Here is a 24,269-nt window from a genome sequence, read left to right as displayed (position 1 = left end):
AATGAAATAAGCCTGTATGTAGATGAAAATAAAAAATGACCCAAGACAACAAGCAAATTAACAGCCATATCGAAGCGTACTTAGATTATTACTGTAGTTTGTCTCACGCACCCGGTTTTGCTATTTTACTAAAAGGCGAATGGGGGTGTGGAAAAACATGGTTTATCAAAAATTACCTTAAAAGCTCGAAAGAAAATAATCATAAATTCTTGTATGTTAGCCTTTACGGGATGGCTAGCTTTTCTGAAATAGAAGATGCTTTTTTTCAGCAATTACATCCTGTACTATCATCTAAGGGAATGGCAGTAACAGGAAAGATTTTTAAAGGTTTTTTAAAAGGAGCGTTAAAAATTGATTTGACTAATGATGGCAAAGATGATGGGACATGGACTATTGGAATTCCAGAAATAGATATTCCTGACTATCTGAAGGGTACGGATAAAAGGATTTTAATATTTGACGATTTAGAACGTTGCAAGATAGATATTGGTAATTTATTGGGTTATATTAACTACTTTGTAGAGCATCAAGATTTAAAAGTAATCATTATTGCTAATGAAGACGAAATACTCAATCAAGATAGTAGTAATTCCAGTAAAGGCTATCGAGCTATTAAGGAGAAGTTAATTGGTAAAACTTTTGGTATTTCTCTTTATTTTGAAGGCGCATTAGAAAATTTTATTACTGGAGTGAATAATGCAGATGTCAGCAAATTTTTATCTGACAATACTAAATTAATAGAAGATTTATATCAGAAAGCAGAATATGAGAATTTAAGAAATTTAAAGCAAATTGTTTTAGATTTTGAGAGGATTTTTGAAGTATTGCCAGATAAAGCAAAAAGTAAACCAGAAATTCTTCAAGACCTCTTGAAACTACTTATGGCTTTCTCTATTGAAATTAAGCGTGGAATGATGCTTCCAAAAGATATTAGTAAATTAGAAGATGAATATAAATCTCTCATAAGAAAGCAAGTTCATTCGCGTCAAGAATATAATTTATCTACGAAAGAGAATAACCAAGAGGAAACTAAGCTTGAGAAAATACTTGGAAAATACCCCGATCTTAATTTACACGAGCCATTTCCAAGTAAAATATGGTGGCAAATCTTTTTTGATAAAGGTATTTTAGACACCCAAAAACTAGAAGAATCACTGTCAAATAGTAAATATTTTCAAGATGAAAATACTCCTAATTGGGTTCGATTGTGGCACTTTTCCTATCTTAATGATGATGAGTTTGAAAATTTACTTAAAAAAGTGGAATTAGAATATGCTGAAAGACATTTTCTTGAACTTGGAATTATTAAGCATATTACTGGACTTTTCTTAATCTTCTCCGAAGCAGAATTATACCAAAAAAACAAAGAAGATATTCTGGAAGAGTCAAAGCTTTATATTGATTATTTGAAAGACAATAATAAATTAGATATTCCTGAAAATCACTATATTTCTGCTGATGATTATATACTTGAATCATATGCAGGACTTGGTTATCAAGGGAAAGAACTTAGAGAATTTAAAGAATTTTCTTCTTATATTAAGAAAGTCCGAGATTCAGCAAATGTTGAGAATATGCCTGGTGCTGCTCAAGATTTACTAGCTATCATGCAAAACGATGTGTGGAAGTTTTCCCACATGATTTGTATAAGTAATTTACCAGAGCAAATATACTATGAAATTCCGATACTAAAATATATAGAACCATTTGTATTTGTAGAAAAATTTATCGTCATGAAGTTTGACGACAGACGATGTGTTGGTTGGGCACTAACTAAACGATATGAGTTCGATGATATTAATGAAAAATTGTCTGAAGAGTTGACGTGGCTTAAATCTGTTAGGGATTTATTGTTAAATGAAGCTAATAGTAAAAAAGGTAAGGTTAGCGGACATTCTCTAAAATTAATGACTGAACGTTATTTAAATAAAGCGATTGAAAAGCTTGAAGTCAAAGGAACAGGCTTGAAATAAATCACTTACCGCAGGTCGTCAACAATTCAGCCGCTTCACCAGCCAGTTTGATCAGGAAAATAAATCTATGAATATTCAGCTTGTTGAATTTTTAGCCAGTGCAATCAAAGCTTTGTCTGCTGAAGAGCGAGAGTTATTAAACCAAAAATTAACACATCAATCTAATTGGCAAAAGCTAAGACCAAGAATTTTAGCCAACGCTCAAGCTATTCAGCAACGGCTTAACGGTCAAATTTTGGAACCAGATATTGATGAAATCATTCATCAAATACGAGAAGAGCGAGATCAACAATTTATGGTATATTTGTTTCCTATTGAAGAAAAATCATGAACGTAAAATTGATTTATGTAGATGCTAATTTTGTAGTTGAGTTAAGGTTTATTCCGCTTTAGCTTGGATAAATTTGGTTGAATAGACCTCTAATAATCATACAAAAATTAATAGAAAAACGGAGCTGAAAAAGCCCCGCTAGATGCCATTTCGTAGCTTAAATGTTTTAATTGCTGCTTTTAATTCTTGCCAAACACACTAGTAAGGGCACGTGCCATATTTTGCGGTTGCATCGCATCCATCGCAGCAGTAGGTTCGTAGCCACAGTGAACCATGCAATCGGCACACTTGGGATTACCACTCTTCTGGCCGTATTGACTCCAGTCAGTTTTTGCGAGTAATTCCTGGAAACTAGAGTAATAACCCTCGTTCAGCAGATAGCAAGGTTTTTGCCAACCGAGAACGCTATAACTTGGGCTACCCCAAGGCGTGCATTCGTAGTCTTTCTCACCGATCAGAAAATCTAGGAACAGGGGATTGTGATTGAAGTTCCAGTTTTTTGCACCGGTTTTGTATGGAGCGAGAATTTCCCGGAACAAGGCGCGTGTTTGTTCTCGCTGGAGAAAATGATCTTGATCTGGTGCCCACTCGTAACTGTAGCCAGGAGAAATCATCATCCCGTCAGTATTGAGCGTTTCCAGAAAATCAAAGAACTCTTGCATATCTTTGGGGTCAGTTCCCTCAAAGATAGTGGTATTAGTGGTGACGCGAAAACCTCTGGCTTTAGCGGCGCGAATGGCTTGGACGGCAATATCAAAAACACCTTTGCGATCGACACAGCGGTCGTGCAATTCCCGCATTCCATCTAGATGGACGCTGAAAGTCAGATAAGGGGAAGGTTGAAACTTATCCAGGCTCTTTTCTAACAGCAAACCATTGGTACACAAGTAAATGTACTTTTTGCGATCGACTAATCCCCGCACAATCTCATCAATTTGGGGATGTAGTAGAGGTTCTCCCCCAGGAATTGAGACAACCGGTGCGCCACACTCTTCCACTGCGGCAAAGCACTGTTCTGGGGTGAGGTTTTGCTTTAATATTTCCTTTGGATGTTGGATTTTACCACAACCAGTACAGGCTAGATTACACCGAAAAAGAGGCTCCAACATTAAGACTAAAGGAAAGCGTTTGCGTCCCAACAGACGTTGAGTAACCAGATACTTGCCGATATCTATAGCTTGTTGTAAGTTAACTGCCATTATTGCGATCGCTCCTCTTTAAGATATAGAAACACCACTGTGGGGATGCGCCCCTATTTGTACTCATTAACGTAACCCTGAGCAACAAACCAATCCACAGCATCCTGGAGTGCCGCCTTCAGTGAAGACTGAGGTAAACCTAGCTCTCGCACTGCCTTGGCGGCGTTGTAATACATAGGTTGTTTGGCCATGCGAACGCCATCTATCGGCACTGAAGGCGATTTCCCCAGTGGTGCGAGAATTTTCTCATCAACCCAAGCAACACTCAAGGGTAACCAAGCTGGTAAACTTCGTTGGGGTGCTGGCAAATCTGTAATCTCGGCGAGTTGTTCGAGTAGTTGCTTGAGACTGAGGTTTTGATGCCCCAAGATATAGCGATCGCCAGATTTACCCTTGTGTAAGGCCAGTAAATGCCCCCATGCAACATCCCGCACATCGATAAAATTCAAACCAGTATCCAAGTAAAAAGGCATTTGTTTCCGCAAAAACCGCAGTATTATATCACCTGTTGGGGTAGGTTTGATATCCAACGATCCAATAGGGCTGCTGGGATTGACTATAACTACCTCCTGACCTTTGGCAGCAGCTTGTATAGCTTCTTGTTCGGCCAGATATTTAGACTTTTTATAGTTACCCACCAATTTTTCTAAGGGACTTTGATGTGTCTCATCAACGACTTCACCAAGCGATCCCACCCCAATGGCCGCCACCGAACTAGTATAAACGGTGCGCTCAATCCCTGCTTTTTGGGCTGCTGCTAGGACATTGCGGGTACCTAAAACATTGTGACGGTGGAGTAATTCCCGGTCTGCTTGCCACAGAGAATAATGGGCTGCCACATGAAACAGGTATTGGCAATCGCTCATCTGTTGCCAGAGATTTGCATCGTTCAAATCACCTTTGACAATTTCCACCTCCAGACCGCGTAGATTTTGCAGATTGCTGCTAGGACGTACCAGTGCTTTAACTGTGTATCCTTCTTGCAGCAGCAATCGCACCAAGTGGGCACCAATAAAACCCGTACCCCCTGTGACAAAAACTCTTTTGGATTTTGGATTTATCAACTTGGAATTTCCCTATTTTGATTTTTTGGATACAGAAGTCATTCGCATTCAAAAATCTCAAATCTCAAATCTTAAATTTCTTGCGGGGAAACCAATCATCCAAAATTGTGTAGACGACCGGCACAACAATTAAGCTGAGGATAGTTGATGTTACAAGCCCACCTGCGATGGCAACAGCCATTGGCGATCGCAATTCGGAACCAGCACCAAGACCTAAGGCGATCGGTAGCATTCCTAAAAGCGTAGAAGCGGTGGTCATCATAATTGGTCTGAGCCGCACTAGTCCAGTATTGAGGATTGCTTCGGTGCGGTCTACCCCAGCAGAGCGTAGCTGATTGATGTAATCTACCAATAAAATGGCATTTTTGTTTGCTAGTCCCAACAAAAACACGAAGCCAATCAGTGAAATCATACCAAAGTCGCTTTTGGTAATCAGTAGCGCCAACATCGCCCCTACCAGCGCCAAAGGCAATGAAACACCAATAACCAAAGGATCTACCCAGCTTTTGAACAGCAAAATGAGTACCACAACAATACACAGAGCAGATAAAGCTAGAGTACTGCCAAAACTGCCAAAAACTTCATTCAATTTGGCAGAGTCTCCTCCCAAATTTAAGGAAACATCAGACGGCAATACGGCTTTGGCTTCAGATACTACTTTATCAGTAGCATCACCCAAAGACAGATCCTTGCCAAGATTAGCACTGATATAAGCTACCCGCTGATTATTTAGACGCTCAATTTGCAACACCGTACCTTGTGAATTGCTTTGGCCTGTAACTGTCACATCCACAAATCCCGGTATTTTCTCAATCCTCTCTTTAATTGCCTTCACAGCTTTGCTCAGAGATTGGAGATTGTCACCTCGTAATGCCACCTCCAGAGGTTTTTGACCGCCGCTATCGACAAATTTAATGTCTTCAACACTGGTAGTTACCCCAGGAAGCACAGGCAATGAGGAGCGCAGCTGGTCTTGTAATTGGGCAGTTGCGATTTTCCGGTCTTCTTTGAGCCTCACGTATAACGTGCCTTTATTCGGCTCGCCCTCACGCGAACCAACGGTGGTGAATACCGTTTCCACTGCGGGATCTTTTCTCACGACTGCTTCGAGTTTCTTTGCAACTTCGAGGGAATCGGTTAAGGGGTTGGGGATTGGGGATTGGGATAAAGAAGTTAATTTTTCTCCCCCTGCTCCCCTTGCTCCCCTAAGCTGTGCTAAGTCGGGGATTTTTGGTAACGGAGCTGTGTAAGCAATATTGAATTCGCCGCGATCTAATTTGGGAATAAAACCTTTGGGAATTAGTGGAATCAGTGCTATACCTGCAATGAAACTGAGTACAGCTAATCCGATAACTATTTTGCGGTGATTTAAAGACCAAGCAAGCAAGTTTCGATAAAATTGGGCGAACTTCACCCAGGTTTTTGCTTCGCGACGAGGGGAAGTAGAGGATTTTGGTTTTAGCCAGTAGATTGCCAGAACTGGAGATAAAGTCCGAGCTACTAGCATAGAAGCCAGCATTGCTGCTGAAACAGTGATACCGAAGGGCTTGAAGAATTGACCAATTACCCCGCCCATTAAACCTATGGGCAGAAAAACTGCTACTGCCGTCAATGTGGCTGCTGTAACCGTCAATCCAATTTCATTTGTTGCTAAAAGCGCTGCTTGGCGGGGATTTTCTCCATCATCGACATGTCGCATGATGTTTTCTACATCAACGATCGCATCATCAACGATACTGCCAATCACCAAAGCTAAAGCCAGCAGCGTAATTGTCTCTAAATTAAAGCCATATATCGCCATGACGATAAAGGTCGCCAAAATCGACGCAGGAATCGCCAATGCAGAAATTAAGGTGGCTCGCCAGTTCCATAAAAATGGAAAGATGACGACAATGGACAGCAAGATTGCTTCTAGTAGAGCATCTATTGTTGATTGCGTAGCTTGGCGGATATATTCTGCTTGAGTCGCAGCTAAGGTGAGGTTGACATCTTTGAGTGTACGCAGCCTTTGGACTTCTTTTTCAACTAAACTTACTACTTCTAAGGTGTTAGCATTGGCGCGTTTGATTACCTGAAATGCAAGTGCATCTTGACCGTTAAAACGGACTAAGGTAGATCCTTGTTGGGTAAGAGCTGCTGGACTGAGCTTCGATGGATCTAAAGGAGTTGCACTAGCATCGCCGAGCAGTGAAACTTTGAGGACTCCTGGTAGTTTAGCGATCGCTGGTACAATTTGGTCTTTCGCCAACTTAGTCAAATCTGTGAGATTCCGTGTCTTGCTCTGAATCGCATAGCTTATGGCCGCTGACTCGTTCAAGTTCAAGGGAATAATTTTAGAAGTCCCTCCCTCAGGTAGAGCCACTTGCTTTAGGGAAGTTTCAACTTCTTTAGTTGATGTTTCTAGATTCGTACCAACCGCAAAAGACAAAGCAACCGCTGTTTGACCTGGATAGGTGGATGAGCGAATATTCTCCAATCCTTTTAAGGAACGCAGGCTCTCTTCTAGCGGTTTGGTGAGCTTGGTCTCTGTATCTACCGCAGTCGCCAAGGGTGCTGTAGCATTTACAACCACCACTGGGAAGGTAATATCTGGAAACAATGCATACTTCAGAGAACTGAAAGCAAGAACACCAGCTACCGTAACGGCAATCCAAAAACTCACGGTCAGCCACGAAAATTTAATCGCTAATCTGGAGATATTGAAGAATTCTCGTGCGGATTTTGAGTTAGAAAGCTTTACCATCTTGGAAAATTATCGTGCGGGTGACACAATTATTTAGTCATGCTACAGCAATCGCCTTCGGTTTGCGAGTTTTGGTCACCACCAAATGGCAATATTACTTATTGTCACTTAAATTATGACAAAGTTTATAACAAGAAAGAATTCAGGTGTCAGTGAAACTGACGTGGGGAGTTTTGAACTCAACGTCATTCTGACTTCTGTTAGCGCAGCGGGGCGTAGCCCATTCTGAATTCTGTTTTCTTTGAACACAGCATGGAACTGTAACAATGAAACTTGGTTCTGTCGAGCATAAGGAATTATTCTGTCGAAGCTTTACCGAAAGCTACAGGGAATACGAGCCTGAGTATCTTCCCTGGCCAGATTTGGACGATGCAGCTTTGAGTTTCCTACGCAGTATTCCCTTTTGGGAGAAAGCTCTAGATACAGAGCGGCAAGCCGGAGCTATAATTAGTGCTTACGCGCAAACGGTAAGCGATCCCATTTTGCAAGCTACCACCGCTCTCCAAGGTCAAGAAGAATTACGTCACGCTCGTTTATTGAAAACATTAATCGATCGCTACGGCATCGAAATGCCAGAACGTCCCCCCGTTGAAGTTCCCCAAAATATTGAGCCAATATTTACGCGCTTTGGCTTTGAAGAATGTCTGGATACTTTCTTTGCCTACGGGCTATTTGCGATCGCCCGCGAAGCTAATGTCTTTCCAGAGTCAATTTTCACTATCTTCGATCCCATCATAGACGAAGAGACACGCCATATTGTCTTTTTTGTCAACTGGTTCACCTATACACAAATTCGACGCGGTCAGGGATTTACCCCACTCCGGAGTATCAAAACTCTCTGGCATTACGGCAAGGCACTCAGCAATCTGATTGCCGTCTTTGGCAATGATGACGCCAGTAGAACTGGTTTTGCTGCCACTGGCACGAACATCTTTACTAAAGACCTGACACTAGAAAAATTTCTACATATTTGCTTGCTAGAAAATCAGCGGCGAATGAGCAAGTACGATCCCCGATTGCTACAACCCCAATTGTTGCCGAGACTTGCCAATTTCACCCTGAGCATCCTCCAATTAATACCCAAACGCAAACTCCAGAATATCGAGAGCGCTAGTGCCTAACTTTTTACCCCACGACACAATTCTTGTGCCTCAAGGAGCAGAATATCAAGCCGTGTGTCGTGGATTACGCAATCTTACTGGCTCCATCCCAACGGTATTACCCATACCTGTTGGGATGAAACCTTTACTTCAATACCTGCAAGAATCGGCAGAAAGTAGACAAATTCAGGCTACAAAATCGAGAGTACTGGTTATGGGTTTATGTGGTAGCTTGAGCGATCGCTACACTGTTGGTGATGTTGTGCTGTATCAAGATTGCCTTTATCAAGGAAAACGACAAGAATGCGATCGCTCTTTCACCGCACAGTTACACTCAGCACTCCCTACTGCTCACTTCCCAATCAAATCATTAACGAGCGATCGCGTCATTTCATCTGCTGCTGAAAAACGCCGTCTGGCTGAGACTTTAGCGGCTGATGTTGTTGATATGGAAGGATTTACTGCCCTAGAGTTTTTTAATGCAGCTGGGGTAGCGGTGGCAATGTTGCGAGTAATCAGCGACGATTGTCAGCACGATATTCCTGACCTTACAGGAGCGATCGACTCTGATGGTTCACTGCGTCCTTTGCCTTTAGCTATGGGAATGCTCCGCCGACCTTTTGCTGCTGCTCGCCTAATTCGAGGTTCATTAATAGGACTAAAAGTGTTAAAGCAGGTTACAAATCAGGTCTTTTCTGACTAATACCAATTTGAAAAAATAATGCGACAGATAGGTAGGGGCACAACAATGTTGTGCCCTTACGGATAATTGATGTGTCGCAAACATTATTTGAATTGCTATAATATCAAATTTATTTTTGATTATTTGCGATATAGCCTAGAGGCAAAAGTTTTATGCCACAATCCTTATAGGATAAGTATGATACTGCTACTGCTATTATTGAGTGCTACAATCTTCATCAAGTAATTTTTCAGCAGCTGCATTATAGCCTTTGCTAGCGTCACTTTCAGTCTTGAGAATGTAATATCCTCCCCGTCTTCTTCCCACTACAGCAATACTTTGGTCAGCCATCTTTTGTGACGATCCCAGCGATCTATTTACAAGATAGAAAGGGTTATTATTATTTGTAAGTGAATCGTTATCTAACTTGATTATATTATATTGATTATTCTCAAGTGTCAAAATAAAATTGTTAAAATTTCTATTGGGAATTGTATTGTCATTTGTCTCAAGCTGCATACTCACACTTTGCTTAATACAAGACAAATGAATGTGTAATTGATCCTGATTACGAGCTTGTTTGGAATTAATTGCTAATCCATATTGATTTCGGTATTGCACCTGCGGTTTTTTTGAGGGTACATACTTTCGAGCTTCTTCCCACGCATACTGCCAATAAGGTATTGAGTTTGACTGCGATATATTAGGGTCTTCTATACCTTCAATTTTATCAGTTGGCAGTAATAAGTATTCAACTGGGTTACTTCCATTTGCCACAACATACCTATTGTTAAGATCCACATACAGGCATGGGTCTGGTTTGGGAGGCTGACCCTGCTGATTTGCAACACATTGTTGAACTTTTTGCCAAAGGAAATCTCTATCATTTTGATCTAATGTTTGTGAGCTTGCAATATTAATGAAGCTCAGTTCAGTTATAGAAGTTAACAATATAGCAAACAAGTACTTAATTCTCGAACTTCTATTATTCAACATTAGCTTATTAATCGAAAAAAATAATTGCAAAAATAAGAAACTTTTCATAGTGATTTCTCTCTAATTAATCAGTAATTTTTGATAATGAGATAAAATACATCCAAATTTGGATATTAAATCGTTTTTTTAATCGGAAGATTCAATACAAGTTATCATTTTTTGTATTGTTTAACGATTAGCATAAATTTTTAACTTCAATTTATTTTGTACTAATAAACTTTAAAAATCAAGATTCAAAACTCAATATTTAGACATAAATATTGGTTATTTAACATAATCATTTACTTTATATCAATTTTTAATATTTTCTAAAACTGCACTGTATGATTGACATATATTTCAACTTCTTTCCCTGCTGGTAAAAACCAAACGTTAGTTTTTTGTAGCATTTGGGTGATTGCTTGTTGATTGCGTTGTGCAATTTGAGGAACCACATAATTTAAACCACCTTCTACAATTCCCGCCGCAATATTGCGCTGGTTGTCATTAGTAAATATCTGAGGATTATTATTGTTATTAATATCACGATACTGATATGTGGTATTACCACGATTAAGTAACTCTGCGGCTTTCTGAACACCTGCTATCACGAACAATCCTGCATCCATCGATGCTATGGATGAACCGGAATTAGAATATTTACTTGCTATCAGAGGTTTACCTTCAATACTATGAATAATAATTGCGTTATTAGGTAAGCTTGTTTCTATTAATTTTCCGTTATTATCGGAGATAAATTTTATTACATTCAACTGCAACAATCCGCGTTCAGAAATCGAATCAATTTTAGTCAATAATTCAATATCTTTAGGTAAAGCTATTGTGCCATCTGTAGCTTTTAATGGTTCTTTCAAACGCACAATAAATATATTTTTATTTTCTTGTTTTTGATTAGTCTCGCCAAATATAATTGTTGTTATCACAGCTTTAGCAGTACTCCCTACTTTAACAACCTTTAGCTTTTGCAATTCTTGTGTTGGGTTAGGGTTACTATTAGAATTAATTGATTGTGACGCTACATTGGTGTTTTCAGGCTGAGAACTAATAGGATTAACACCAAATTGAGCAGTAACATAAACTTCACCGTAGCTACCTAACTTTGCTAAATTAGCCCATTCCTGGAGAGGATCGGGTGGGGATGGTTTAGCATTTGTGTTGATGATTGATGGTGGGGGCGCTGGTGTAAAAGTAGCTATATTTTGTGAATGAGTCACTTTTTGAGAGTTGGGGTTTTGAATTCGAGATGCAATTATGACTGTTCGTACAGGTGTTGATATTCTGGCTTTAGAAGCAGTTAAATGTTTACTTGATTGAACTTTAACCTTAGAAATAAGTGTTGCTGGAATTCTGAGGTTTTGTTGAGCTTTTGTTACGGTTTGTGCTTGTTCTGTAAGAGCTAATTTAGTTTTAAGAATCTCTATTTCGTTTTCTAAAATTTGTTGACGAGATTGAGTTGGTTGTGATTCGACTGTAAAGTTAACTATATTACTTTTTGGTTTTTGATTTTTGTAACTTATCAAGTGTGATAAAAATGCGCCAACTAACACAACTATAAATAAATTTATACCACCTACTAAGGCTAACTTAGCAAGGGGATTAGATGAAAATGATTCATCAGTTACAACTTTTTCTAATTCAGGAGATTCTAATTCCAATAAAACTGAATTTTCTGCAATTACTCCACTATCAACACTTTTTTCTTCTTCAAGTCCAACTAATCTTGCCATCTTAGATTCAAATTCCGAAGAATCTTCTGAAGAAGATGAATTAAAGTTCATATACTAATGGCATTAAGATAAACGCCGAAGTGTATCTTAAAAGCAGTTTCAAGTTACTTTGGGAAGTCATATTTTAATCGAATATGAAAATATGTTCTGAAAAAATGTAAGCTCTTATTATAAAGAATACATTTAAAATTAAATTTTGCTATGCATATTTTTAGACATAAAACTATTAATTATGTCTGAAAATATGCATTTAATTTTTGAATAGCTAATAATAATTCTATGTAAGCGTGCATATAATAGAATTCAGTTAAGTAGGTCGGCGTAAATAATTATTGTTGGGATAAGGCAGGGGGCTTTCTAGCAGGGGGAGAAAAAGTTTGAGCCTTGTTTTGTGAATGCCTAGTACTCAATGCCCAATACTTTGGTGTCTACTACAAGTGCCCCATTCCTAATAACCGCACCTTTACTGACGGACAACACTACTGCCGCAAAGATTAAAACGCCTTAACATTTCGTTACACTAAAGACATTGAGAGGAACAAAAGCAAACCTCTCGCAGTTGAAATCAAAGGTGAACGACATGAATGGCACAATTCGCGTTGGTAATCTGTTCGGGATTCCCTTCTACATCCATCCGTCGTGGTTTTTAGTTCTAGGTTTGGTAACTTGGAGCTATAGCAGCGGACTCGCGACGCAATTTCCCCAATTATCTGCGGGATTAGCTTTGCTGTTGGGATTGATGACAGCGCTGATGTTGTTTGCCTCTGTCGTCGCCCACGAATTAGGACACAGTTTTGTTGCTATCCGTCAGGGAATTGATGTCAAATCCATCACACTGTTTATTTTTGGTGGTTTGGCAAGCTTAGAAAAAGAATCGAAAACTCCTGGTGAAGCGTTTTGGGTAGCGATCGCCGGCCCCTTAGTTAGCTTACTACTCTTCGGAATCGTTACAGCCATTATTGTTACTACGCCTGTATCCGGGCCGCTAGCTGCAATTCTCGGTGTCTTGGCTGCTGTTAACTTGGCATTAGCACTGTTCAACCTGATTCCTGGCTTGCCTTTAGATGGCGGAAATATACTCAAAGCCATTGTTTGGAAAATTACAGGCAATCCTTATAAAGGTGTAAGTTTTGCCAGCGCAGTTGGTCAAATCTTCGGTTGGGTAGCAGTTCTTTCTGGTATACTTCCGCTAATATTATTTGGCAGTTTGGGTAACTTCTGGAACTTGTTAGTTGGCTTCTTCTTGTTGCAAAATGCTGGTAATGCGGCTCAATTTGCCAGAGTGCAAGAAAAACTCACGGGTTTAACCGCTGAAGATGCTGTAACTGCTAATAGCCCAATTGTATCTGCCAATCTGACCTTGAGAGAGTTTGCTGACGAACAAGTCGTAAGCGGACAAAATTGGTATCGGTATTTAGTGACTGATGATGATGGACAATTAGTAGGTGCGATCGCAACTGATAATTTACGAACCATTCCTACAGCATTGTGGTCAGAAACCCAAGTTAAACAAGTCATGCGACCAATTACAGAATCAACCACAGTTCGATCGCATCAACCTTTAATAGAAGTTATCCAGCTACTAGAACAACAAAAGATTTCTGTGCTTCCTGTAATTCGTGACAATGGTGTGCTGGTGGGAATCTTAGAAAAATCTGCAATTCTCCGACTGTTGCAAAGTCAAACCCAACCTAACCCTGCATAGTCTTCTCAAAAAACAATATTCTCTCTTCAACCTCCCTCACAATTTCTGAGGGACTTTTTTTTGTGAACTGCATCCCAATTGTGACTGGGATAATTGACCAAGTCCACTGTATACAGGACTATTGTTTGATTGCGTAAAAAAACTATATGCAGAACGAAAACACCGATTCCCTAACCATTACTCTCTAATCAAATATGATTTCCATAGTTAATTTTTATGCAATAATTTTTTCCGAGATATCAAGTATATTCCTAACAAAGATAGACCCGCTATTGTTGTCGGTTCTGGTATTGTTTTAATTCTGGCATAAACAGATTTTGTAGTTGAACCTCCTTCAATTGCTTGAATACTGAATAGAGGAACATCCGGATTAAAGCCTGTTAGCTCAAGTGTGTATTTATTACCTGCAAAAGTGAATGTTTTATAGCTCAAATTTGTGTCTATAAATACAAAATCTGCATTTTGTTCTGGCGTATTTGTTGCGATATTTGGTGTATTTACCAAACGGAAGTCGAAGTTAAAAGCTTGGTTAATTCCAACAGGAGAGTTGAGGGATAGATTGAGATTTAAAGGTACAAATTCAACGCTTGTGCCTTTGAGTACTGTTTCGTTAAAGTACTTCAATTCGCCTATTTTAAATATAGAGTCGGTGTTTCCTGAAAAAGAACTTCCATCAAAGATTAGTTTATTTGGAAGTGTTGATGGTGGAGAAGGTTGACCCCAAGTAAATGTGTTGGTTCCTACACCTGTAAATGTGGGGTTGGTATCAAGGCTTCCCGGAGTCGGTACTCCCCATGTACCGCTGGAGATACCAGAAAAAGAAAAAGCATCTGCTTGACCAGAGAAGCCGAATGCTGTGGTCGCAGTCACAAAAAAACTAGATACCGCAGTTGCAACAACTAAACTTTGCTTCATAAACTTAGGTTTCAATTTTCACCCTGGGCTTCTTTTTAGTAAGTCTCCAGTCTACCGTAGTAAATTTACGCAAAATGCGCCAACATCTTTTTGTAGTTTTCATGAAGTATTTATATATATTTTTTGAAATCTTATTGAGTAATTTATATTTAATAAACCTATTTTATGAATTTTGCAAATATTTATGAATTTTGTAATTTTAACTAACTTTATAACCAGCAACCAAATTGACTATCTTAGCACTTGTCAATTTAATATCAAGTTGCTATTTGAAAAAATAATAGCAGAGGATTCATAATTCAAAATTATGAATCCTCTGCTTCTAATCTTGGAATTGTGAATTGTGAATTCACTTAGGGCGCAAGGGCATTACCACGAAGTAAGCTGGCAATGGTTTTGGCAGTAATTTTTAATTGAGTGATGGGATTAGCTGGAACAACGGTCTTATACAGATAGCTATCGAATGTTAGCCGCTGTACATCGAGGTCGTCGCACATTTCCACAAAGGCCTCGCGGGTGGCGTCGGAACGATAGAAGACGCTTTGCAGAATGTCCAGAACTTTGTAGGTGAGTCCGTATTTTTTATCCCAACGCTTCAAGTAAACCTTAAGGTCGTCTTCTGTGGGAATGCGGTTTCCATTGTTAGATGCTTCGACAATGGTTTCGGCACACATCCGCCCAGATTTGGCGGCAAAATAAATACCTTCGCCAGATGACTTGGTAACGTAACCAGCAGCATCTCCCACCAAAGCGATGCGACCGACAACACGACGGGGACGGGGATGTTCGGGAATGGGGTGCGCTTCTACTTTGATGATTTTACCGCCTGCCAGTTTCTCGGATGCGCGGGCGCGAATACCAGCTTGTAACTGTTTGATGCTGGCTTTGTTAACGTGCATTGTGCCAGTACCGACAGCTACGTGGTCGTATTTGGGGAAAACCCACGCGTAGAAGTCTGTAGAAACATCATTACCGACATACATTTCCGCGAGGTCGTTGTAGTATGCCATTTTGTCTTCGGGTAAGCGAATCCGCTCTTGGAAAGCGATCGCATAATTATAATCCCCGGCATCCATTTCTTTGGCAACCCTCGAATTTGCTCCATCAGCCCCAATGATGGCATCCACTTTCAGGGTTTTGGCAACACCTTCCGCACCAGTTTCTGTATGGTCAACGTAATGGATGGTGTAGGGATCGGTATTGTTTGTTGGTATATCGAGTTTATGAACAGTGGCATTAATTAAATTTGCGCCCAGTTTTGCCGCACGATTCCGCAAAAAGCCATCTAGGACTTCCCGGCGGCACATTCCTATATATTCTTCTTCATTTAGCAAATTGATATCGACCTCGCGGTTGGAAGGCGAAATCATTTTCATCTTCCGCACTCGGCGATCGATAATCTCTGGTGGTAAGTCAAATTCACCCACCATACACAGGGGAATAGCGCCCCCACAAGGCTTTGCATTGTCTAGCTTCCGCTCAAACAGGTAGGTTTCAATCCCAGCTTTTGCTAGTGTTTCAGCGGCAGAGGAACCAGCAGGGCCTGACCCAATAACAGCAACCCGTAGTGTCAAAGGTCTTTCTCCCAATCTTCACATTTACCGAGAGCATACTACCACGGTCTTTTGGCTGATTTGGCGCTTTACCTCCAGGTTTTGACTTAAATGCAATATTCCTTAACTTTTTGATACAAAAAGCGAAATTGCTAACGGAAATTTGGGTTCTGGAGAATTTACTAGTATAATTTTTTGTAATACGAATGAAATATTACTCTCGATCGCTAATACATTATTTTTCATAAAGGTCTTTTATGCCTAAAAGTCTTGAAAACCGTTTTCTCGAAGAAGTTCGTAAGCTGAAGCAGAAAAAGAGAAAACGCATAGTTCGGATTGGGGTGCTTTTGCTGCTTGTAGGTATTTTGAGTGCCTTTGTATATTTCTTTTTTCAAGGCAGTTTAGCTATCGGTAATGCAACACTTTTATTCAGCATTGTTGCAGTGATTTTTATTTGTAGTTTCATTGTTTTTGTTTCTCAGAAAAAAATATCTCTAGTTCGTTATCAATCCGATACACAACCTTTGTTATTTTGGAAAAAGAATAATTTTAAACGGATTAAGCCTAAATATTTCTTAGGTTATACATTACTAATAATAGCATTGATTTATCAAAGTAATCCGTATTTATTTAGCAATACAATTGATGAGTTGGTTAATACTATAGTCTATAAACCTACACCTCCTATATTAAATTCCCCTTGGCCGTGGCAAGATAATGCAGCGATCGCTCCAATTATTGCCAACATGCCATCTAATGCAGAAACAAGTATTGAATCTGTTGCCAAATATATTGCTCAACATCAATCAGACCCATACTTACGAATTAAAGCGATACATGACTATGTTATTAGTCGGGTTACCTATGATTTAGATGTGCTAAAAACGGGTATACGGCCTGCTCAAGATGCTAAAACTGTTTTTTTAACTCACAAGGGTGTTTGTGAGGGCTATGCTAATTTATTCATGGCATTGGGACGAGCTATAGGTGCAGATGTTGTTTATATAAGAGGTAAAATTCGTCGAGATTTAGCGCCTGTGGAGTTAATTCCTAAGGTGGTTAGACTGGTCAATTCCGATTATGATTGGACAAATCATGCTTGGAATGCAGTCAAAATTTTAGATAATTGGCAATTAGTTGATACAACCTGGGACGATAGGGATTCTAGCGAAATTGGATTTTCGTCGTATAGTGCAGAGTATCTTACACTTCCTCCGCAAGTAATGAGTATTAGTCATTTTCCTGACCAATTAGATTGGCAACTCTTACCCCGCCGTGAAGATTACAATACTTTTGAAAATAAGCCACTTCTAACACCTAAATTTTTCATCGAAGACCTAACGCTAATTTCACCAACTGAATATAAAACAAATGTTGAAAAAGTCGCTGCAATTAAAATTACTAGTTCTTCAAATTACCGCAAAAAAATTGTTGCCCTCTATACTAAGGTACAAAAATCTGAGTCTTCATTTTGGGAGTTGCCAGGATCTGTAAATTTGCTAGAGGACAATCGAGATACCCAACGAAAAGTAGAAAATATCAAAAGATGCCAGAGTCGATGGAATGGAAGCACAGAAACTGAAATCTCCTGCAAATTTGCAGAATCAGGAGATTATGAAGTTTATGTGTTAAGTCTTGGGCAAAAAGTTAGCCTCCTGGGTCAACTAAAATTTCATGCTCTACTGCACTAGAAGTCAGAAATTACCTAAATCTTATTTATCCAAAAAGAATTATGTATGGTATATGTAAGACACAGTATTCCTAGCAAGGAACTGTAGATTTAGTTGCAGAGGTACAGCGGCAGTGGGCATTGTAGTTGATAACGTCTCCAAACAATTCGGGAATTTCAAGGCAGTAGATCGAGTCAGCTTGGAAATTAAGAGTGGTTCGCTAGTTGCCCTGCTTGGGCCATCGGGGTCTGGTAAATCTACTCTGCTGCGGTTAATAGCAGGTTTAGAAATGCCAGATAGTGGCAAAATCCTGCTGACCGGCAAGGATGCGACATATCAAACTGTGCAAGAGCGAAATATTGGATTTGTGTTTCAGCACTATGCTTTATTCAAGCATTTGACTGTGAGGCAGAATATTGCTTTTGGGTTAGAAATTCGCAAGGCAAATGCAAAGAAGATTAAAGGGCGTGTAGAACAGTTGCTAGAATTGGTGCAATTGAGTGGATTAGGCGATCGCTATCCATCACAACTTTCTGGCGGTCAAAGACAGCGGGTAGCATTAGCAAGGGCACTGGCGGTAGAACCGGAAGTTTTATTGCTAGATGAACCCTTCGGCGCACTTGACGCTAAAGTCCGCAAAGATTTACGGGCATGGTTACGCAGCCTCCATGACGAAGTACACGTGACCACGGTTTTCGTCACCCACGACCAAGAGGAAGCAATGGAAGTCTCCGATGAAGTTGTGGTGATGAATAAAGGGCGAGTGGAACAGGTAGGAACGCCAGCTGAAATTTATGATAATCCTGCCACTGCATTTGTGATGAGTTTCATCGGCCCGGTGAACGTATTGCCTAGCAATTCGAGGATTTTTCAAAGTAGTGGATTTGATACACCCCATCCGCAAGTATTTTTGCGTCCCCAAGACGTGATTTTAGAAACTAGTGCTAATGGTGCCACTACACCTGCTATAGTCAGTCGCTTGATACATTTGGGTTGGGAAATTCAGGTAGAATTAACTTGCGATGATGGGCAAGTAGTGACGGCGCATTTAACACGCGATCGCTATAATCAATTAGAGTTAGAACCGAAACAGCGGGTATATGTAAAGCCAAAGGATGCCAAATCCTTCCCAGTGTCTTATTCAATTTAGAATTTTGTTAGTTTGTTAACGCTCAAAACCCCAGATTAATAGCTGAATTCCACAGTTATTATTTTGGGGTTTAGTTAATAAAAATTCGTAATACTCGCCTTTGGCGAGAAGCAAACTACGTAATTAGTAATTCGTAATTGATAATTCACTTATCCAACTATAGGGGGTAACATTTCTAAAACTGCAATGCTTAAATCAGGAAATTCTAAAGGTGAAATAGTCGCATTTTCTACTAAAATCACTTCACTTTGATAGCCATCTTCAGTTGGTTCTCGAAAAACGTGCAATTGACGGCTAACCACATCTAGCACCCAATAATCTGTAATTCCGGCTTGAGAATATGCTTTAGCTTTGGTTTCACAGTCTAGTTTCAGGCTGCTATCTGCTACTTCAATAATCAGATAAACTTCTGTTGGGGTGGGATGATGGTCTGCGTAGTCTAGCGGATCTACTTTCACAACAGCAATATCTGGTTCCGGTTCAGACCTTTCATTTAACTTTACTGGGTCTTGAATATACACGCAAGCGCGATCGCCTAATCTATTTTTGAGTAAGTAATCTGTTCTACCCACTGCTGACCGATGAGCTGTTCCTTTCGCAATCATCCAAATTATCTTTCCTTCCAGGAGTTCCACCCGTTCATCTGCATCAAAAATCCCAGCCTCAGCCATCCGGTGGTATTCTTCAACTGTCCACAAGCGAAGTTTCAACGTTGGTTCTGTATTCTGCATAGCTTGTTTTGCAACTGTGAAGAGTAATTAGTATATTAGCATTTTTAGCTTGACAAAATAATAATATTATGCTGATTGTACAGGAGTCAGAAGACAGAATACTTCATCCATAAATCGAACCACAGAAGAGGTAGAGAAAACAGAGGAATAAGAGTTTGAAAAGTTTTTTTCGTAAATTCTACCGTCATTAACTTGACTATAAAAAGCTTGTGAATTCTGAATTCTGAATTCTGAATTCTCAATTCTTACTCTTCTAAAATCTGAATTTCATCGAGTTGATTGATCGCCACATCTGCACCTTTAACATTATCCAAATTACCCACCCAAGTGATTCCAATACAACCTGCGGCTTTAGCATCACGCGCCATTTGCATATCACCAATGGAATCACCCACCATTAAGGTAGCGCTGGGTTCGACTCCCAAGGCTTGGCAAGCTTGCAAAAATAGCACTGGGTCTGGTTTACTCGGCCCCTCATCGACTCCCATTTCTAGCTGGATATAATCACTTAATTGGTGATGAGCTACAAACTGTTTTACTTCATCATTTGTCGCAGCTGAGAGGATACCTAGTTTAATACCAGCTTCGTGTAGATATTTCAATATCTCCAAACTACCTACAAACAACGGTGAAGGAGTTAGTCCAACATATTTTTCGGCATCATCCAAAGCTTGACGAGCTATTTTTAAGCATTCAAACCATCCTCTTCCAGTTTCGGCAATGTAAGCCGCAGCAGCAATTTCTGTTTCGCGGCGACTCGCTACCGATACTATGCCTGCTGGGTCGAGGATATTGCCATTGACGCCAAATGCCATTAATAGCGGTTCCCCAACGCCGGGAACTTGAGCATCTATTAACCTAGCTGCCTTTTGTGCGAGCGATCGCAAGAATATTTCTGAGTCTTCTAAAGTACCATTCTTATCAAACAAAATTGCTTGAACATTATAAAAAGTGACGTTTCTACATTTAATAGTTACCAAAATATTTCACTCCATTTAATAATAGTTATTAGTCGTTAGTCATTAGTCATTGGTCATTTGCTAAGTAGTTGTACAAAATTAAATATACATTTGTCAAACAGTGAGTAGAGCGAAACGTTCCCCCTGGTCTTGTAGAGAAGCAATTCGCTTGCGGCTTTGGATTGCTTCACTTCGTACCCTACGGGAAGGCTACGCCAAGGCAATGACATAAATAATTTTGCGTAATACCATTTCACTTTAATAATGATACAAATAAATGGGTAAGGGTTTAGCAATGCTAAACCCCTACAAAAAATCTATATGTATCAGGATTTTCGTGAATTGGTATAACCACTTAATAACAAATGACCAATGACTAATGATTAATGACAAAATACATAAAAAAAGAGGGAAAAACCCTCTTTCAACAATGCTTTAATACTCTTCATTAAAGACAGTAAAACTATAAATGTATTACTCTTCAATAGCTGCGGGAATCTCGTCCTCGGTTTCTGTCGCTGCGGGAATCTCGTCTTCAATAGCTGGGGGAATTTCGTCTTCAAGTTCCACTGCTGGGGGAATTTCTTCATCTGCTACAACTTCCGCAGCTCCAGCAGGCGCAGCAGTAATACCCTGCTGCTTAGCTAGCAGCTGTTCGCGATACTTAGCAGCCATTTCTTCTGCTTTATCATAGACCAAATCCCGGTTTTTAATCATATCACCAGGTTCTGGTTCTAGTTGCTTGGTAGATAGAGAAATCCGACCTCTTTCTGCGTCCAAATCAATGATCATAACTTTCACTTCATCATTGACATTGAACACGCTATGAGGTGTATCAATATGTTCGTGAGAAATCTCGGAAATGTGTAGTAGACCGCTGACACCGCCGATATCAATGAAAGCACCGTAGGGTTTGATACCACGAACTGTACCAATTACTACTTCGCCAACTTCTAGGCGGTTCATCTTGCGCTCAACTAACGCGCGACGGTGAGATAGAACTAAGCGGTTGCGTTCTTCGTCTACCTCTAGGAATTTCAGTGGTAGTTCTTCGCCTACCAGTTCTTCTTTAGGCTTGCGGGTACTGATGTGGGAACCGGGGATAAAACCACGTAATCCCTCAATTCTTACCAATGCACCACCACGATTAGTAGCAAATACCCCAGAACGAACGGTAGCGTCTTCTGCTTGCAGTTGTCGCACCCGTTCCCAAGCCCGCATATATTCAATACGGCGAATGGAAAGAGTTAACTGACCATCTTCATTTTCATCGGTGAGGATGAAAAATTCGCGTGTTTCGTTTGACTGTAAGACTTCTTCCGGGGCATCGACCCGGTTAATAGACATTTCCTGTATGGGTATGTATGCTGCTGTTTTAGCACCAATGTCAATCAGAGCGCCGCGCGGCTCTATACTGAAAACGGTTCCTGGTACAATATCTCCAGGGCTAAAATGGTAGTCGTATTTGTCAAGTAGAGCAGCGAAATCTTCGTGAGTGAATCCAATTTCTGTAGCGGTTAAATTCTGATTGACCATGCTGATTTAGTTCCTGGTTTTAGTCTCCGTAAAGGTTGTGCGACAAACGCGATGTACGTGCAACTGTCTTTAATGCAGTCCGCACTTAACATCCTTTTTCATCCTAGCGCAGAAAAGCTAGTGTTAACACATATCAACTCCCAAGATTGGAAATTATATCACAATATTAAAAGGATTGGGGAAAGGGGAAAAGGGCAAGGGGGAAAGGGAAGATCCCTCCTTTAACCTTTCCCCTTTTCCCTACTCGAAGGGTTTTGACTAATGACAAACACAATAATATCCGTTACTACAGTATTTAGTAGCAACGGATACTAAAATCAATGCTCTTAAAGTTGTGGTAATAGCGACCTATTTCTCTTTTTTCTCAAAGCGGGGAGGTTCGCGAAATGCGATCGCAAAAAAGAGAACACCTATACACAGGGTAAAAATTAAGATGTATGCAACGCTTTCCATTTTATGAGTTCCTGCCTATCCAGCTAGTAATGAGGGATTAGGGATTGGTATTGGGGATTAGGGATTGGGTATTAAGTACTTTTAAAGTATCTCTAAATACTTCTTTCTTAGTCCCCAGCCCCCATTCCCCAGTTCCTTAGAGGGCTTCCTTCCGGCGGGTTGACTTGTCACCCACTTTCTGGAATAGACCCCATTCAACTTGTTCTTCTAGATCCGCTTCAACACCGGCAAATACGTCTCTGTAGATTGTACGAGCGCCATGCCACAGGTGACCGAAGAAGAATAAGAGAGCAAACACAGCGTGTCCGAAGGTAAACCAACCTCTAGGACTGGTGCGGAATACCCCATCAGAGTTCAAGGTTTCCCGGTCAAATTCAAAGATTTCACCGCCTTGAGCCTTACGAGCATATTTCTTCACGTCCGCTGGTTCTGTAAAGGTCTGACCATTGAGGTCACCACCGTAGAAACTAACAGTGACACCAGATTGCTCGAAGCTATACTTAGATTCTGCCCGACGGAAGGGAATGTCAGCGCGGACAATTCCATCTGCGTCGGTCAAGACCACTGGGAAGGTTTCAAAGAAGTTAGGGAGACGACGCACGGTCAATTCCCGTCCTTCAGAATCTTTGAATACAGCATGACCTTGCCAAGATTGAGCAATGCCATCACCTTTATCCATCGGCCCTGTACGGAATAGACCGCCTTTAGCAGGGCTATTGCCGACGTAATCGTAGAAAGCTAGTTTTTCTGGAATCGCTGACCAAGCTTGCTCAAGGGTTGCACCTTGACCAACGCTATTTTGGACGCGACGCTGAATTTCTTGACGGAAGTAGCCTTGATCCCATTGGTAACGGGTAGGACCAAACAGTTCAATGGGGGTGGTAGCGTTACCGTACCACATAGTACCTGCTACCACAAAAGCAGCGAAGAATACCGCTGCGATACTGCTAGAAAGTACTGTTTCAATGTTACCCATCCGTAGAGCTTTGTAGAGCCTTTCGGGGGGTCGGACTGTCAGGTGGAATAAGCCTGCAATAATACCAACAACACCAGCAGCGATGTGGTGAGCCACAATGCCGCCAGGGTTATATGGGTTAAAACCATCTGGGCCCCATTCTGGTGCTACTGGCTGGATGCTGCCAGTTACACCGTAGGCGTCAGAAACCCACATCCCCGGCCCAAATAATCCGGTGAGGTGGAAAGCACCAAAGCCAAAGCAAAGTAGACCAGATAAAAACAGGTGAATGCCAAACATTTTTGGCAAGTCTAAAGCGGGTTCACCTGTGCGGGGATCTCTAAAGAGTTCCAAATCCCAATAAACCCAGTGCCAAACGGCGGCTAGGAATAATAGACCGGAAAGAACGATGTGAGCCGCAGCAACGCCTTCAAATGACCAAAAGCCAGGATCGCCTGTTGAAGCACTGGTAACACTCCAACCACCCCAAGATTGGGTAACGCCCAAACGTGCCATGAAGGGCAGCACGAACATTCCTTGACGCCACATCGGGTTAAGAACCGGATCGCTTGGGTCAAAAGTAGCCAGTTCATATAGTGCCATTGAACCAGCCCAGCCTGCTACTAAGGCAGTGTGCATCAGGTGTACAGAAATCAGCCGCCCTGGATCGTTCAGAACGACTGTATGTACTCGGTACCAGGGTAGTCCCATCGACTACGCTCCTCCTCGATGAGTTAGTTTACTTAACAAAGCAATTTTCTTACTGAGATTCTGAGAAACGAAAACCGCCACTCAGAAAACTCTCTTTTGTTTTTTGTTATTGCCAG

Annotated in this window: 19 protein-coding genes; 7 read left to right on the top strand and 12 right to left on the bottom strand. The window is 40.7% G+C overall.

All coding sequences use genetic code 11. The features are described from left to right. Positions 1 to 35 precede the first annotated feature (35 nt). Both NSTC745_RS32370 and NSTC745_RS32365 read left to right on the top strand, forming a co-directional pair. Positions 36 to 1,973, top strand: coding sequence for a P-loop NTPase fold protein (locus tag NSTC745_RS32370; RefSeq protein WP_445634682.1), 1,938 nt, complete (start codon positions 36 to 38; stop codon positions 1,971 to 1,973). Positions 1,974 to 2,040: 67 nt separating this feature from the next. Further along, on the top strand, positions 2,041 to 2,304 hold the full coding sequence (locus NSTC745_RS32365) for a hypothetical protein (protein WP_445634681.1): 264 nt from the start codon (positions 2,041 to 2,043) through the stop codon (positions 2,302 to 2,304). A 179-nt stretch (positions 2,305 to 2,483) separates the two neighbouring features. Here the strand turns inward: NSTC745_RS32365 and hpnH are convergent, their stop codons facing one another. The 3 genes from hpnH to NSTC745_RS32350 form a co-directional block, all read right to left on the bottom strand. Further along, entirely contained in the window at positions 2,484 to 3,503 is a 1,020-nt protein-coding gene (gene hpnH / locus NSTC745_RS32360) for an adenosyl-hopene transferase HpnH (protein ID WP_445634680.1), read from the bottom strand. A 53-nt stretch (positions 3,504 to 3,556) separates the two neighbouring features. After that, complete coding sequence (gene hpnA, locus NSTC745_RS32355) at positions 3,557 to 4,567, bottom strand: hopanoid-associated sugar epimerase (RefSeq protein ID WP_445634679.1); 1,011 nt, start codon at positions 4,565 to 4,567, stop codon at positions 3,557 to 3,559. A gap of 64 nt (positions 4,568 to 4,631) precedes the next feature. Continuing rightward, positions 4,632 to 7,310: an efflux RND transporter permease subunit gene (locus tag NSTC745_RS32350; RefSeq protein WP_445634678.1), complete on the bottom strand. Its 2,679-nt coding sequence runs from the start codon at positions 7,308 to 7,310 to the stop codon at positions 4,632 to 4,634. Positions 7,311 to 7,576: 266 nt separating this feature from the next. Between NSTC745_RS32350 and NSTC745_RS32345 the strand changes: the two genes are divergently transcribed. Together NSTC745_RS32345 and NSTC745_RS32340 are read left to right on the top strand one after the other, a co-directional pair. Then, the gene (locus NSTC745_RS32345) at positions 7,577 to 8,431 is read left to right on the top strand and encodes a ferritin-like domain-containing protein (protein WP_445634677.1); all 855 of its coding nucleotides are present in this window, start codon (positions 7,577 to 7,579) and stop codon (positions 8,429 to 8,431) included. Then, complete coding sequence (locus NSTC745_RS32340; protein ID WP_445634676.1) at positions 8,424 to 9,113, top strand: phosphorylase family protein; 690 nt, start codon at positions 8,424 to 8,426, stop codon at positions 9,111 to 9,113. The genes NSTC745_RS32345 and NSTC745_RS32340 overlap by 8 nt, the downstream gene beginning before the upstream one ends. A gap of 195 nt (positions 9,114 to 9,308) precedes the next feature. On the opposite strand, the gene NSTC745_RS32335 is transcribed toward NSTC745_RS32340, so the two are convergent. Together NSTC745_RS32335 and NSTC745_RS32330 are read right to left on the bottom strand one after the other, a co-directional pair. Then, positions 9,309 to 10,136, bottom strand: coding sequence for a CDP-diacylglycerol diphosphatase (locus tag NSTC745_RS32335; RefSeq protein ID WP_445634675.1), 828 nt, complete (start codon positions 10,134 to 10,136; stop codon positions 9,309 to 9,311). A gap of 260 nt (positions 10,137 to 10,396) precedes the next feature. Then, the gene (locus tag NSTC745_RS32330) at positions 10,397 to 11,866 is read right to left on the bottom strand and encodes a TrbI/VirB10 family protein (protein ID WP_445634674.1); all 1,470 of its coding nucleotides are present in this window, start codon (positions 11,864 to 11,866) and stop codon (positions 10,397 to 10,399) included. A 529-nt stretch (positions 11,867 to 12,395) separates the two neighbouring features. On the opposite strand from NSTC745_RS32330, the gene NSTC745_RS32325 reads away from it, so the two are divergent. Next, a complete protein-coding gene (locus NSTC745_RS32325; RefSeq protein ID WP_445634673.1) occupies positions 12,396 to 13,520 on the top strand; it encodes a site-2 protease family protein in 1,125 nt (374 codons plus the stop codon). Positions 13,521 to 13,727: 207 nt separating this feature from the next. Here NSTC745_RS32325 and NSTC745_RS32320 read toward each other — a convergent pair whose 3' ends face one another. After that, complete coding sequence (locus NSTC745_RS32320; RefSeq protein ID WP_445634672.1) at positions 13,728 to 14,435, bottom strand: choice-of-anchor K domain-containing protein; 708 nt, start codon at positions 14,433 to 14,435, stop codon at positions 13,728 to 13,730. A gap of 353 nt (positions 14,436 to 14,788) precedes the next feature. After that, complete coding sequence (chlP, locus tag NSTC745_RS32315; RefSeq protein WP_445634671.1) at positions 14,789 to 16,009, bottom strand: geranylgeranyl reductase; 1,221 nt, start codon at positions 16,007 to 16,009, stop codon at positions 14,789 to 14,791. 236 nt (positions 16,010 to 16,245) lie between these two features. On the opposite strand from chlP, the gene NSTC745_RS32310 reads away from it, so the two are divergent. Both NSTC745_RS32310 and NSTC745_RS32305 read left to right on the top strand, forming a co-directional pair. Next, complete coding sequence (locus NSTC745_RS32310) at positions 16,246 to 17,679, top strand: transglutaminase domain-containing protein (protein ID WP_445634670.1); 1,434 nt, start codon at positions 16,246 to 16,248, stop codon at positions 17,677 to 17,679. A gap of 112 nt (positions 17,680 to 17,791) precedes the next feature. Continuing rightward, a complete protein-coding gene (locus NSTC745_RS32305; RefSeq protein WP_445634669.1) occupies positions 17,792 to 18,808 on the top strand; it encodes a sulfate/molybdate ABC transporter ATP-binding protein in 1,017 nt (338 codons plus the stop codon). A 149-nt stretch (positions 18,809 to 18,957) separates the two neighbouring features. Here NSTC745_RS32305 and NSTC745_RS32300 read toward each other — a convergent pair whose 3' ends face one another. The 5 genes from NSTC745_RS32300 to psbB all read right to left on the bottom strand — a co-directional run bounded on the left by NSTC745_RS32300 (position 18,958) and on the right by psbB (position 24,153). Next, positions 18,958 to 19,539 (bottom strand): Uma2 family endonuclease, encoded by a 582-nt coding sequence (locus NSTC745_RS32300; protein WP_445634668.1) that lies wholly within the window; start codon positions 19,537 to 19,539, stop codon positions 18,958 to 18,960. Between the two features lie 245 nt (positions 19,540 to 19,784). Next, positions 19,785 to 20,519, bottom strand: a complete 735-nt coding sequence (locus NSTC745_RS32295; protein ID WP_445634667.1) for an HAD family hydrolase — start codon at positions 20,517 to 20,519, stop codon at positions 19,785 to 19,787. A gap of 453 nt (positions 20,520 to 20,972) precedes the next feature. After that, positions 20,973 to 22,034 (bottom strand): 30S ribosomal protein S1, encoded by a 1,062-nt coding sequence (locus NSTC745_RS32290; RefSeq protein WP_445634666.1) that lies wholly within the window; start codon positions 22,032 to 22,034, stop codon positions 20,973 to 20,975. A gap of 348 nt (positions 22,035 to 22,382) precedes the next feature. Next, complete coding sequence (locus NSTC745_RS32285) at positions 22,383 to 22,487, bottom strand: photosystem II reaction center protein T (RefSeq protein WP_096537819.1); 105 nt, start codon at positions 22,485 to 22,487, stop codon at positions 22,383 to 22,385. Between the two features lie 136 nt (positions 22,488 to 22,623). Further along, entirely contained in the window at positions 22,624 to 24,153 is a 1,530-nt protein-coding gene (psbB, locus tag NSTC745_RS32280) for a photosystem II chlorophyll-binding protein CP47 (protein WP_445634665.1), read from the bottom strand. Positions 24,154 to 24,269: the final 116 nt, after the last annotated feature.

The organism is Nostoc sp. DSM 114161, assembly GCF_052692665.1.
The sequence above is the reverse complement of the archived record's forward strand: the minus strand, read 5'-3'. Positions and strand labels throughout refer to the sequence as shown.